The 13,691-nt window shown below is 38.4% G+C and carries 12 protein-coding genes; 2 read left to right on the forward strand and 10 right to left on the reverse strand.

Going from position 1 to position 13,691, the window contains the following annotated elements:
• From ACEW8U_RS14745 to ACEW8U_RS14780, 8 genes are all read right to left on the reverse strand, one after another.
• The coding region (locus ACEW8U_RS14745; RefSeq protein ID WP_373522815.1) for a hypothetical protein at nucleotides 1-756 on the reverse strand (756 nt) is incomplete at its 3' end.
• A gap of 211 nt (nucleotides 757-967) precedes the next feature.
• Complete coding sequence (locus ACEW8U_RS14750; protein WP_373522816.1) at nucleotides 968-1,696, reverse strand: hypothetical protein; 729 nt, start codon at nucleotides 1,694-1,696, stop codon at nucleotides 968-970.
• Between the two features lie 10 nt (nucleotides 1,697-1,706).
• On the reverse strand, nucleotides 1,707-2,315 hold the full coding sequence (locus ACEW8U_RS14755) for a hypothetical protein (RefSeq protein WP_373522817.1): 609 nt from the start codon (nucleotides 2,313-2,315) through the stop codon (nucleotides 1,707-1,709).
• A gap of 229 nt (nucleotides 2,316-2,544) precedes the next feature.
• Entirely contained in the window at nucleotides 2,545-3,102 is a 558-nt protein-coding gene (locus ACEW8U_RS14760; protein ID WP_373522818.1) for a hypothetical protein, read from the reverse strand.
• Nucleotides 3,103-3,120: 18 nt separating this feature from the next.
• Nucleotides 3,121-3,813, reverse strand: a complete 693-nt coding sequence (locus tag ACEW8U_RS14765) for a hypothetical protein (RefSeq protein ID WP_373522819.1) — start codon at nucleotides 3,811-3,813, stop codon at nucleotides 3,121-3,123.
• Nucleotides 3,814-4,042: 229 nt separating this feature from the next.
• The gene (locus ACEW8U_RS14770) at nucleotides 4,043-4,651 is read right to left on the reverse strand and encodes a hypothetical protein (RefSeq protein WP_373522820.1); all 609 of its coding nucleotides are present in this window, start codon (nucleotides 4,649-4,651) and stop codon (nucleotides 4,043-4,045) included.
• Nucleotides 4,652-4,796: 145 nt separating this feature from the next.
• Nucleotides 4,797-6,329 carry a histidine kinase gene (locus tag ACEW8U_RS14775; RefSeq protein ID WP_373522821.1) on the reverse strand — a complete coding sequence of 511 codons (1,533 nt, stop codon included), beginning with the start codon at nucleotides 6,327-6,329 and terminating at the stop codon, nucleotides 4,797-4,799.
• A 9-nt stretch (nucleotides 6,330-6,338) separates the two neighbouring features.
• The gene (locus ACEW8U_RS14780; protein ID WP_373522822.1) at nucleotides 6,339-7,061 is read right to left on the reverse strand and encodes a LytR/AlgR family response regulator transcription factor; all 723 of its coding nucleotides are present in this window, start codon (nucleotides 7,059-7,061) and stop codon (nucleotides 6,339-6,341) included.
• A 362-nt stretch (nucleotides 7,062-7,423) separates the two neighbouring features.
• Here ACEW8U_RS14780 and ACEW8U_RS14785 point away from each other — a divergent pair, with 362 nt between their 5' ends.
• Nucleotides 7,424-11,353: a two-component regulator propeller domain-containing protein gene (locus ACEW8U_RS14785; protein WP_373522823.1), complete on the forward strand. Its 3,930-nt coding sequence runs from the start codon at nucleotides 7,424-7,426 to the stop codon at nucleotides 11,351-11,353.
• A 290-nt stretch (nucleotides 11,354-11,643) separates the two neighbouring features.
• Here the strand turns inward: ACEW8U_RS14785 and ACEW8U_RS14790 are convergent, their stop codons facing one another.
• A complete protein-coding gene (locus ACEW8U_RS14790) occupies nucleotides 11,644-12,690 on the reverse strand; it encodes an acyloxyacyl hydrolase (protein WP_373522824.1) in 1,047 nt (348 codons plus the stop codon).
• A gap of 46 nt (nucleotides 12,691-12,736) precedes the next feature.
• Here ACEW8U_RS14790 and ACEW8U_RS14795 point away from each other — a divergent pair, with 46 nt between their 5' ends.
• Nucleotides 12,737-13,060, forward strand: a complete 324-nt coding sequence (locus ACEW8U_RS14795) for an antibiotic biosynthesis monooxygenase (protein WP_373522825.1) — start codon at nucleotides 12,737-12,739, stop codon at nucleotides 13,058-13,060.
• A gap of 166 nt (nucleotides 13,061-13,226) precedes the next feature.
• Here the strand turns inward: ACEW8U_RS14795 and ACEW8U_RS14800 are convergent.
• A partial coding sequence (locus ACEW8U_RS14800) for a dienelactone hydrolase family protein (RefSeq protein WP_373522826.1) occupies nucleotides 13,227-13,691 on the reverse strand: 465 nt, incomplete at its 5' end.

Raw genomic sequence — 13,691 nt, forward strand, 5'->3', positions numbered from 1 at the left:
AACCCTTCCACTACTTCCGGTGTACTCAAAAATGGCAAAATGATAGGTCCTACTCGGATCAAGTCCGCTGAGATTTGTACCCGAACCTCCACCGGAATATTGCACAAAATTACCGTTGCCTAAATTGGTGCCGTTCGTAAACGAACCCGAACCACCTCCATAATTGGTCAAATCCTGTGGTTCTGCATCCACAGGTCCATCAGCTTTACCGATAATCACCCTCCCATTTCCATTACCATTAGTCCATGAAAGTGACATGCCTGAACCCGTTACATTACTGAAAGTAAGCGCACTCGCTTGAACAGTAGGTGCAGTAAGGGTAGTGGCACTTCCTTCCAAAAATTCTGCCGTAAGATATTCAGTGGTGAAATTGGTTCCGTTATATTCAAAGATTTTTAGATGATAAGTGGTTGAATGATTGAAACCATAAATCCAGGTTTGATTTGCTGTCCCATTGTAAACCACAAATTGTCCCTGAGAAATCTCGTTTCCAAGACCATAATTCCCTGCCAGGTAATCTGCCCCGTTGACTGGAACAGCAGTTACAGGACTGGTGCTGGCGATGATTATCCTTCTTGCACCATTTCCACGGGTAAAACTTGCATAAAACCTGTCCCCATCAATATTCGAAATATTGAGATTAGAAGAGGGCGTCGTTGGTGCCTGAGCAAAAACATCGTGACTCCCTAAAAAGAAAACCAAAGAAAAAACAATGGTTTTTAAAAGCTGGATGAATGTTGGGTAATTGTAGCTCATAATTAGGACTCATTAGGTGAAAATTTTTCAATGTGTTTGGTAATCCAAAAAGAAACTAACAGTCTCCAGAACAAAAATGATATCTAGATTAAAAAAAGGATATAAAGCATGTAACAATATATCCTACTCCTGTAACAATTTAACCTAAATCCACCCTTACCGTGATTTAAAATACAGTTTTTTGAAAAAAATATTAAAAAATCAATCAGGTTTACTTAACCCTCACCCAAGTAAGGTCATCTGGCAAATCATCCGATTTTGTGACTTTAATTACCTCTGGAAAAATCCCGCCATTCTTTGATTCAAACACCTCATCAATCTCATATTTCACAATGTTCCAACCTTTTGAAAGTTCAAGGTCAAAAATCGTAAACTTGTCATAATTCTCATCACCCAGACCTGTATAGCTGGCGGTCATACATGTACCTTTTGCAGAAGCTTTATCCTCAGCAAAATAAAACATCAAATAATATCCTATTGCAATATCCCCTTGCTCGTAATTATGCAACCAATTTGCAATGATCGGATTGTTAACGGCGTAAATCCTTCCGTTCTCCGCTTTTTTCTTATTGTCCGTAAGCAGTAAGTCCGGTAAGCCGGAAACCAAATAACCGGGATTTTCAAATTTCATATCAGGATACCTGCATGTAAAAGTATTTTCGACAGTAGGCAGTTTTAATGTAAACCCTCTTGGCGCTTTTTTCTGGGCTTTAGCAGCCATTTTCTTGATATCATCCAAGTAAGTGTCTGACAAAGGAATTGTAATCAAACCTTCATCATCAATTTTTCCCCAAGTGTATTTTTCCCCAGTCACTAAATCATAGGAAATGATCAGACCTTTTCCATCTGAATAATTATAGATAATGCCCGATAAAGTGTCTTGGTCATTCAATTGGCAGTTCAAAATAAAAAGGAAGAAAAGCAAATAGGTTGTTTTCATAATCTTAAGGTTAGTCTGTCAAATCATCATCTTCAGGTCTCAATTCAAAATCCAGTCTTTCGATGGTTACCATTCGGGACCCGTTAAAATTCGTTAACTGAAGAACTCTAATAGAACCTTTGAGCAATCTGCCCTCTCGCCATAATTTGATCTTATCATTGCTGGATTCAAAGCGATAATAGGATACATAATCCCTTCTGTCTTCATCATTCCAGTAAGATACAATTGCGTATTCCTCAAAATTCTGCAGTTGATTAATATATGCTGTCGTGTATTCCTTGTCCCTTGTCCAGGGTTTAGGGGTTATGGTTTTGATGGTGATCGAAATGACATCATTGCTTCTTGGATGGTTATCAGGAGGATACAGATTAATGACCATAGAAGACTCTCCAGAAGGTGTGATTGCTAGGTATGAGTTTGATTCATCTTCGAAATCTGCCCCACCAGCAACAGCCATTAATTTATCTTCATCGAAAGTGATTTCGGTACTGACATCTCCAACAACGACCGCTGTGAATTTTTCAGGGTTTATTACTCCTGTGGGCGAATTGCTGTCCTCACAAGAAATCAAAAGTATCGACAGCAGGAAGGTAATCAGTGTGAGTTTTAAAGTTTTCATGATACAGAATTTTATAAGTTAAAATCAAAAGGGAAAAAGTGTATTTCCTATTTTTAAATAAATTTGTTGGTTAATAATGAATCAAATATATCTCCAATGAACCGATTGAGATAAAAGAATTGTACCAAAAAATCCCACTGATGTAACATTAATAAAAAAAACCTGTCCAAGTTAAGTGGACAGGTTAGGAATCAGTGTTTAAGTTTCAATTAAATAGTCACCCTCAAAATCAATTCCGTCTCGGTACAAAAAACTCTCCTTCAGTTATGGTTTTGGTCTCTCCACTGAGAAAATCCTTGACAACACCACTGAACTTCCCTTTGATGGAAGTTTGCCTGATTTCAGTGATCTCAAGATTAACAGTCGGATTAGTAACATCAGTCGTGAAAATTATATCTTCAACATCATAGGCGTATCCAAGAAGTACCCCTTTTAAACCAAACTCAAATGGAACAAGTCCGGTATAACCTTTTTCGGCAATGGGAGCGGTTTCCCTTAATACAATTGTAATAGATTCTGCCAAACCAGATTGTCCACTCACTTGTCTTCCTCCCATCAAAGCCAAATCATATATATCCGGTAATGAGGAACTTATTTCACCACTCAATAGGTTTTCGGTTTTGAATTCTACCTGCGTACCATCTACTTTTGCTTTTACAAAATATCCTGAATTGTTGTTATCATTAGGATCCATACCATCATCACCATCTTTGCTTCCACAACCTGAACTTGCAAAGGAAACCATCACAGCAAGTAAGGCCCAGTTGATCATTAATAATTTTTTCATAATTTAAATTTTAAAGAATTAGTAATAAGTACCTACCCAAAGCATTTTGGAAGGATCTTTCATATTGCTGATGGTTACTTTGGAAGGAAAAGATGCCCTGATATTGGGATCTGTCTCATACACTTCATTTATGGTGTATTCCACCCAATTGAAGCCCTTTTTCAATTGGATATCAAAAATGTATTCAGTTTCTACTTCTTCATTATCGGATGCATAAACACTACTGGTGCAGGTCATATTCAAACTTAAATCCTCTTCTACATACATCACTTCATAAAAAGAACCTTTTATGGCATTGTTATAGCCGGAGTCCTCAATCCAAGGCCGCAGTCCTTCATCAGAAACCAAAAACACCGTACCGGCCCAATCTCCATTCTTGGTCAACCTGACAAAATCCTGACTTGCGGCCATTTTGTTATAATTATCTCCAAAAGCATCACGGGCACATTTGAAGTAGAAATTAAAATAAAGTTCTCCACTTGACATGGCTAGGTTTTCCTTAGGGATATTATCCAAACTGGCATTTTCAAGGTTAGCAGTAAACTGCCCCTTTTTATTAACAGTGCCAATTGAAATCGGATAATCCATCCCAAATAGCATCAGGACCAAATCCATATCGGATTTTTCATGGTTTTTGATATTTCCTGTAATTTCCTGTGCAAAGGCCCAGGAAAAACAACACATAAAACAAAGAATTAGTGAAGCTTTCATATTTTACAATTGATTATTGGTAATACATTTAAAAGTTTTGAATGGTCAAATTTATTTCATTGCTGCCCCTAACCATATCAATCATGTATCAAAGTATCATACTGGTGTAACATAGTGGGGAAATCTATAAATAAGAGAGATATGAGAAGCGAGAAGCGAGAGACGAGACTTGCGTGCCGATAGGAGCGGATACTGTCTATGGCAAGGATGATGAGAATGAAAAAGCCAATTACTTAAGGGTTTTGAAATCAAGGGAATCCAGCAAAGACCACAATTCCTCATTCTGGAGATGATGGCCTTTTAGGGTAACAAGGAATCTACCCGCATGAATGAATTCAAGTTCCGCAACCTCTTCCTTGGTGTTTTCTACCTCCCATACCCTATGCCCGTTCCTTTCATGGATTCTGGAATAACCATCAGGTTTTAATTCCTGAAAATCAAGGTTCAGTTTTTGGATACTTCCCGACAAAAGGACAGAAGCAACCGGACCTGCACCATCAAGGATCTCTAATACCACTTGCTTTGATGTATCTAACTGATGACTATAAGTGGCTTTGATGGCACTCATTTCTACCGACTCCTTATATCCAATGACTGTCTTAATGATACTGAATTCCCCGATTTGATCTGGAATCCACTTTTTAAGCTCTTCTCGGGTGACGGGTATTGTTAAAGCCAAATCCTGAATGGATATGCCCGTTAAGTTCTGGGATTTTTCAGAGATTGTCTTTTGGGAAGTGTCGTTTTTTTGACATGAAATCCCTAAAGTTAAAAGTATCAAAATAAGGGTTTGAATCCTTGATGCTTTTTTTTCTATTTTTTGATTTTCTATCATCATTATTGCCGGGTTTAATCAAAATGATGACAAATATAGAATTGCAGAAACCAACAGGATATATTGATTGTATCACATTATAATAAAATTGTAACATTTTAGAGGGACTGGTAATCTATTTTGGATTTACCATTTGCATATTTGCTTATCAAGTTGCGGCCTGATCCAGATAAAGCACCACCTCAGTACCTTCTTGACCGGAATGGACAGTGTGATCAATGAATTCGAAACGATATTCTACATGTTCACTTTCGTTGAAGTACCGAAGGCGCTCTGAATTCAGTTTTATACCAAGAGACTGTTTTTTTATGGACTTATTGACCATCATTTCTTCTGATTTTTTCCTGCCGACACCATTATCTCTTATAGAAACCCTTAAGTTTTTTCCAAATCTCAAAACTTGTAAAGTAATGCTTTTATCACCCCTCTTTGACATAAGCCCATGCCAAATGGCATTTTCAAGGAAAGGCTGTAAGATCAAAGGGGGTACTTTGCTGTTTACAAGATCTACATCTTCCCCAACAATGAGATCAAAATGGATGCTTTTTTCAAACCTAATGGATTCAAGACTGATATACAGCCTAGCAATATCTAGCTCCTCCCCCAATGATATGCTGAACATCCTTGAACTTTCGAGCACCATACGGATCAATTTTGCAAATTTATTGAGATAGGTTACAGCATTTTCCTTGTCATTTTCAATCAGGTAAACCTTGATGGAATTGAGTGCATTAAAAATAAAATGGGGATTCATCTGATTTCTGAGCGACTGTAGATGAAGCAGGGTGATTTCCTTCTCATAGTCGGCTTTCAATTTGGCCATCCGTTGTTCTTTGGCATCTGCTTCAAGTGAATAGATTTTTTCCTCTTTGCGCACCAACTCCTCCTTCAATTTTTCATTGAGCTGACTTCTCAGGTATTCATTGACCTCTTCTTGGTCAATAAGTTCTTTTTTTATGGAAATTTTCTCATCGTAAACTTCTCTTTGTTTGATGGCCAAAGCGAAAGTATATAGGAAATTCTCTAAAAGGACAGGGATATAAAAAAGGTAAAAATACTTATTGGTAATACTCACATCCTTACCAAAGGTCAGGAAAGCAAAAATGAAGGTAAAAATCCCTAATGACAAGAAGCCTGTAAGAATATAATATTTTACCTTTTCAGGTATTTTTACAACAAGGTAAATTCCGAACAATGTGAACAAAAGGGTGATAGGATAAAAAATTTTCATGTAAAAATTCCTCATCATTTCATATCCATCCCATAAATACCTACCTGCAACCAAAACACCAAATATCAAGCTAATGATAATAGCGTACCTTATGAAAAATACTTTGAACTTTGGGTAGTGCTTTTGGAAATTAAGGATTTCCATGATGAAAAATGAAAACACCAAATAACTTGCAAACTGTATCGGGAAATTGGCATGGATAAACAATTCCGGCCAAGCATTATATATATCTTCTGTAAATACACCTTTTACCCTTTTGAGAAGATTCACTGCGTTGATAAAAGCATAGACACTGTAAAAAAGATAAAACCGCTCTCTATTTTTGATGTACAAAAAGAAGTGGTAAATTGAAAGATAAAAAAGGATACTGGTAACCGCCCAACCCAAACCGTTGAAATTGCTGTTTTCAAGAACCGACATCCAAGATCTTATACCGTGACTTTCTATCATTTCAATTCTTTAAAACCGGCTCAAAAATCCTGATTTCTTTAATCTGGAAACCGGTAAAGAAATCCCTGATACCAATACTACTTTGGAGGAGTTTTTTTCAAATAAGCTTACCTTTTGGAGGTTGATCAGATAGCTGTTATGAATTCTGTAAAACAGTTCGGAGGGAAGCATTTCCTCAAGATACTTCAATTTTTTGGATATATACACCACATCATTATTTTCGGTAATGATCCTTGAATAACTGCCATCACTTTCACAATAAACAATATCTGCGGGATCTAGAAATACCATTTTATCATCTGAATTGATTTTCAACCTGGTTCCCTGAAAGACCAATTTTTCATCTTGAAACACTTCTGACAAATTTCTTCTCTTCTTGTTTTGACTTATTTTTTTGATTGCCAAAGTCAAATCTTCCTTTTCAATCGGTTTTAACAAATAATCCAGGGCCCTTTCTTTGATGGCATGGATAGCATGTTCCGCGTAGGCAGTTACAAAAACCACTTCAAATTTTCTATCTTTAAAGTACTCTAAAAACTGAAATCCATCCATTTCCGGCATTTCAATATCCAAAAATACCACATCCGGTATCAATCCCTCAATTTTCCTGATGGCATCGATTACATTGTCAAAAGTGCCGACAACATGAATCTGCTCTGAAAAAAATTTCAAATCCCATTCAAGGGATTGGATGGATTTGGGTTCATCATCAATAATTATTGCTCTTATCATGCCAAGGAATAGATGGAACAGGTTTTCAAAGTCACTTAATAATTTAATGCCTAAAATATAAAAAACATGGCAAATCAGATGTTTTTTTCTTTTTACGACCCATTCCGAGCTTATAAAAACAATTTATAGCAAGACTTAGAGCCACACTTATTCATGCCATGACTTTGAGGCTTGGCAAGAATTCTTGGAATTTAGATTGGAAACTTGACTGATTATAGACAAAACCACTCCTGTTATGAACAATTTTATACAATTGAAAACCATATAAAAGATTATTTGCAAATTAAAAGCTGATATTCTTTTGCATGAGACAGTTTTTCAAAATCATAAAACCCCTAAGTCTAATAGCCATAATCCTCATTATGGCAAATCCAATCTTTGGTCAATCAGACTTATCCTTCCGACAGCTATCTGTAAATGATGGGCTTTCCCAAAATTCCGTTGTCTCCGTGACGCAGGATTCAGTCGGGTTTTTGTGGATTGCTACCCAGGAAGGGCTGAACAGGTTTGACGGCAGAGAATTTAAGGTATTCAACAAAAAATTTGCAGATATAACTCAGGAATCACATTTGCAATTGGGCAAGGTGTTCGCTGATGGCAAAAACAGGATTTGGATCATTCCTGAATCATCAGTTCCAGAACTTTTGGATCCCTTGAAAAATGAATTCATCCCGATAAAAGGTATCAATGCCGCAAACAGTTTACATGAAGACCTTAATGGAGAAATTTGGATAGGGACATTTTCGGGGCAGCTTTTCAAATGGAATGAAAGCATTCAATCTCCGGATATGGTCTGGACGGACCCAGCTCGAGAGATATTGGACATCTCTGATTTTGATGAGCGTCAACTCTTATTGACATTTAAAGATGGTGTGGTATTCTTGAATACACAAAATCAAGCAGTCACTTATTTCCAATTACCCAATGACAACAACATCTACTCATGTGCTATCACTGATCCAGAAGGAAACATTTGGATAGGCACCTTGAATGCAGGAATCTGGCTGATCTCAAAAGGTGAAAAATCCATCAAACCAATCACTTCTGTTTTTGATAATCTTCCGGCAAATATTGAAAAGCGAATGATTTTGGATATCATGATGGATACAAAGGGAAGGATTTGGGCAGCAACTTATGGACAGGGAATCATTCAGTTGAACATAAAACAAAAAACTTCAAACAATTATGTGTACCAGAAACAGAATCCAAGATCGGTATACTATAATGATATCCTTTGTCTTTTTGAAGATTACACCGGGACTTTGTGGTTTGGAACTGATGGTGCTGGCTTGAGTTTTCATGATACTTACCTAGAGAAATTCAATTTCTTTCACAACCAACAAGTACCTCAAAATATCAATATTGATGTGGTAAGGGCATTGTATGTGGATGAAAAAGACAGAATATGGATAGGAACATCAGGGAAAGGTCTTACCTCTTTTGATCCAAAGACCAAAACATGGAAAACCTTGTCAAGTGAAGGAAAATCGACTAATAGCATTTTAAGTGATAGGGTCATGAGCTTAATGGGAGATGGTGCGGGCAAGCTCTGGATTGGCTATCAGGAAGAGGGACTCAGTATTATGGATCTAGAAAAAGGCCATTTCACCCACTATAATGCAGAAAGTAGGGTTCCCTTACCAAGCAATACCATTTGGAAAATATTCAAAGACAGTGAAGAAAGATTTTGGCTAGCGACCCGGAATGATGGGCTGATCCAGTTTGATCCCCAAAAAGGTGTGGTGCGGAAATTTACCCATGACCCCAATGACTCCAACAGTATCCCCGGCAACAATATCCGTACAGTTGAAGAAGGCCCAAAAGGTCAATTGTGGATAGGGACTGAAAATCAAGGTATAGCCAGATTTGAAATTGATTCAGAAAGATTCTATCCCATAGCACATCAACATGATGATCCCAACTCCATTTCCTCCAACAGTATCAAATCCCTATACTTTGACGGAAAAAACACATTATGGATCGGAACCAACGGGTCCGGAATCAATGCCCTTAACATTGACAATGGAGCGTTGAGCAGAATTTCAACCAAAGATGGATTGGCCAATGACGTTATTTACGGTATTTTGCCCGATGCTGCTGACAATCTCTGGCTGAGCTCCAACAAAGGTATTACAAAAATAGCCCTACAACCTTCCAAAAACCTTGCTTATGCCATTACCAATTATACCAATTATGATGGACTGGCTACGGAATTCAATACCGGGGCATATTTTAAAAATAATGATGGTTCGTTATATTTTGGGAGTTTGGAAGGTTTCTATTGGTTCAATTCTGAGGATATCTCTCTAAATGAAATCCCACCAAAAACAGCTATTACGGGCTTATATACTTTTGACCAACCTATCACCATCACTGAGGACATCAGACTGAAACATAATCAAAATACGCTAACCATCAATATGGCAAGTTTGGTGTTTTCTTCTCCTGACAAAAATGAATTCCAGTACAAACTTGAAAACCATGATGATAACTGGGTTCAGTCCGGAAACAACCATCAAGCAAGATATACCAACTTGTCCCCGGGGGAATATAATTTTCTGGCTAAATCCAGCAACTATGACGGGGTTTGGTCTGAAGAACCCGTTTCCTTCCAATTCACCATACTACCTCCATGGTACCTGAGCACTTGGGCAAAACTGGCCTATTTACTGTTTTTTATTTTGGCAATAGTCTGGATTTACCAATACCTCAAATGGCGCTGGAAGACAAAAATCCTGATCCAAATGAAAGAAGAAGAAGCTGACAGGCTTATGGAAATTGATAGATTCAAAACCAATTTCTTCACCAACATTTCCCATGAATTCAGAACACCGCTGACACTGATAGCCGGACCTGTAGAAAGGCTGATGAGCCAGTCAGAAAACCCGGTATTCAAATCCCAGCTCAATCTGATCAAACAGAATTCCCAACGATTGCTTAACCTTGTGGATCAGTTGCTGGAAGTTTCAAAAATCAAATCAGGAAAACTAAAACTGAGGATCCAAAAAGGGAACATAGGGCTACTATTACAGTCCATCGTGTCCAATTTTTTCTATTTTGCAGCTGAGAAAGACATTAGGATCAGGACAGACATCCCATTGATGACAGAGGTATGGTTTGATCCTGACAAAATTGAAAAAATAGTAGGTAATCTATTGCAGAATGCCATCAAATACGGTAGACCTGGCACCGAAGTCTTGGTCAAATCTAAAATCAAAGACTCTCAGTTGCATCTAACGGTTGCCAACCACAGCATGGTCAAATATACCAAAGAAGAAATTTCTCATCTCTTTGACAAATTCTATAAGCCGGACACCAAAATTGAAGGTTTTGGGATTGGCCTTCCTTTGGTCAAAGACTTGGTAGAACTCCATAAAGGTAATATTGATCTTCACCTTGAGGAAAAAGATTTTTTTGAAGTTAACATCACTATTCCGGTTGAGAAGTATGCGTTCAGACCCGAACTAGTGATTGAGGAAGAGGAATTCGATGAAATCCAAAAACCCAAAGGACATGAATTTATCGCCGGTGAAGACGCTCCTCTTGTCCTAGTGGTCGAAGATAATTTCAAAGTTAGGTCTTTTATTATCAGTGAACTCAAGCCTTATTATAAAATAATTGAAGCCGAAGATGGCCGTGAAGGTCTGTTTTTAGCCTTAAAAAAAATCCCTGATTTAATTATTTCAGATGTGATGATGCCTGAGATGGATGGTATAGAACTCTGTCAAACACTCAAATCAGATGAAAAAACTTCCCATATCCCAATCATTCTACTTACTGCAAAATCCGAGGAGGATAATATCCTTAAAGGGCTGGAAGTAGGCGCAGATGACTACATGCTGAAACCATTTGGCATCAAACAGCTTTTGGTACGGATTCAGAAATTGATCGAGTTGAGAAGGGATCTAAGAATTAGGTATTCCGGCAAAACCAGTATTGCCCCCAATGAAATTGCAGTCACATCCACAGATGAAAAATTCCTCGAGAAAATCCAAAACATAGTCGATGAGGATCTTGGAGACTCCAACCTCACCGTGGATGAATTCTGTAAAAAGCTGGGCATGAGCAGAATGCAGCTTCATCGAAAATTAACTGCACTTACCGGTCTCTCAACATCAGCTTTTATCCGCGACCAAAGACTCAGACTTGCGCTACAAAGACTTGAGAAATCAGGTGATTCGATTTCAGAGATTGCTTATGCTGTAGGTTTTAGTTCCCCATCCTATTTTATCAAATGCTTCAAAGAAACCTATCAGATGACTCCCAATGAATATTTGGGGAAGGAGAAATGATGAAGTCTGAAGTCCGAAGAAGAAGATGCAAGACATAAGACATAAGACACAAGACATAAGACACAAGATAAAAGATGTCAGTGATCTAAAGATTCCCAACACTGAAAGTTTGGATTCAACCTACTTCGGGGTAGTTAGGATTGGAGTGGATTTCCTGATTCCTCCGGGATTCTCCCGGGGCATTTAACCTGTCGGTATTCAATCACTACCTGACGTCAAGCAGGCCTTTCGGGATTGAAGTTTGAACCAGTTTCACCATAGAGACAAAAGACGGAAGCAGATTCTGGGAACTAGAATCTATAGGATATCCTAAAGTCAATATTTTCGGCCACATGCCCATGGACTTTGAGTGAAAATCCCATTGAGAAGTTCTGGACCATCCTATACATAAGACTATAGCGCTGGTAAAAAATGAAATCATGGTAGCCCATTGGCTTATTGAGATAAACAGCCATCCTTTGGTTGAAATCAAATCTTCCAAATAAAAAATGATGGGCAATAAAAGGCGCCGGCATCAATGCCTCTATCCTGCTGTTTTCGACCTCCAAAGCGTAATCTTTGGTGAATTCTATACCTACGCCCAATCCGTTAATGGCCGTCAGATTTTTATGAAATCCACCCAAAACCGTAAACACAGGCTTTCTGCCCTCAGACCAATTTGACTCCCGGTTGGTATAAGCAATTTCCATATACCATTGGACGGTACGAGGCAAGATTGATTTTTCATGCTTTGGAAATGATGACGACTCAAAATATCGGTTGATCCCGATTCCCATCATGGGGTAATTGATTCCTTTATTGGGTTGACTTTGGCCGCCATTGGAGATATGGTTGTAAGCCAATGAGAGATTTACGCCCCAATCATCCCCAAACCTGTATTCTAATTTTGGATTGACGAAGCCTAGGAAACTTAAAGGAGATGAAAAGAACAGGTTATCAGGATTGAGAATTGGGTCATAAACCTGATCCAAGTAACTGAGACCAATTCCTGTAAGCACGGTGAGAGAGAAAGGTCCATTTTTCCACAAGATAGGCTCAAAGGTTCCTGATAGATGGTAAGCCGAGCCCAATACGTCCCGATTCCCAAAGTTGTGATAGGAAGCTTGAATCCCGAGATAATGGAAACAATTACAGGCATCCCAGTTTTTTTTATCCTGTTTCATTAGCTGATAATGTACAGATAAGCCAAATGGATTGCTCTCCGAAATGGAGCGGAGTTCAGAGGAATGCGGTATGATAAAACCATAACTCCCTTCCATGCCCAATCGCCTAACCTGCTGCCCCGAAGCCGCAAATACTGTCAACAAAAAGAAAAAGAAAAAAAGGTGATTTTTCATAACTGAATATCCAAATTTGAGAATAATATGTTTAACTACTATCAATATGAGCAAAATAGCAAACACACCCAAGCCTCCCTATTACGCTGTCATCTTTACAAGTATTCGGACAAACGTAGATGAAGGTTACCAGCAGATGTCCGAGGAAATGGTCCAATTGGTCCAAAAACAGCCGGGTTACCTAGGTCATGAATCCGCCCGGGACGGCATTGGTATCACTGTCAGTTATTGGAAAAGCCTCGAAGCCATCCGTAATTGGAAAATGGTCTCCGAACACTTGTTTGCCCAAAAAATGGGGCGTGAAAAATGGTATTCTACCTTTAAGGCCAGGATTTGTTTGGTGGAAAGGGAGTATGGGTTTGGGGATTGAGGGGCTCAATCTTGGCGATGTCTTACTTTATCATTCGATGTTCGGTATTCTTAATTGAAAAATTTAAAATTGGAAAATTGGAAGATTGGGGGCAGAGTAAAGTTGGAAGAGAATGTTTCTTTTAAAAGGTTTCGGGATTTCATTGGCTGATGCAAAGAAAAAACCTCTACAACCAATCCCTCAGAAATTGTAAAATATCCTCCCTCATCTCAGCTGTTTCCTCATGGCCCACTTCATAAATTTTTAATTTCCATGCTTCGGGGGCTCCGTCTTTTGCATAAATTTTCTTCAGATTTTCATCAATGATTGACAAACCTTCCAATGGGGTCAGGGGATCGAATTTTCCCGCCAGACCAAAATGAGGACGGGGTGAAATCAATCCATTGATTTTTGAAGTAGAAAAGTGGTTCAATAAATCAGGGACATAATAATAAATACCATGTAGGCTGAGGTCATTTTTTTCCAAAAGGGTATGGAAGTCCGTCAAACAATTCAGATCCACCACCACTTTAATCCGCTCATCCAATGCGGCAAGCCACCAAGCCATTGTACTTCCCATGGACATACCCATAGTTGCCACCCGCTCCTTATCAACATCTTCCCTGGAATCCAAATAATCCAATGCCCGCAA

The sequence above is a fragment of the Aquiflexum sp. genome, from assembly GCF_041751335.1.
In the GTDB taxonomy this organism is placed as follows: domain Bacteria; phylum Bacteroidota; class Bacteroidia; order Cytophagales; family Cyclobacteriaceae; genus Aquiflexum.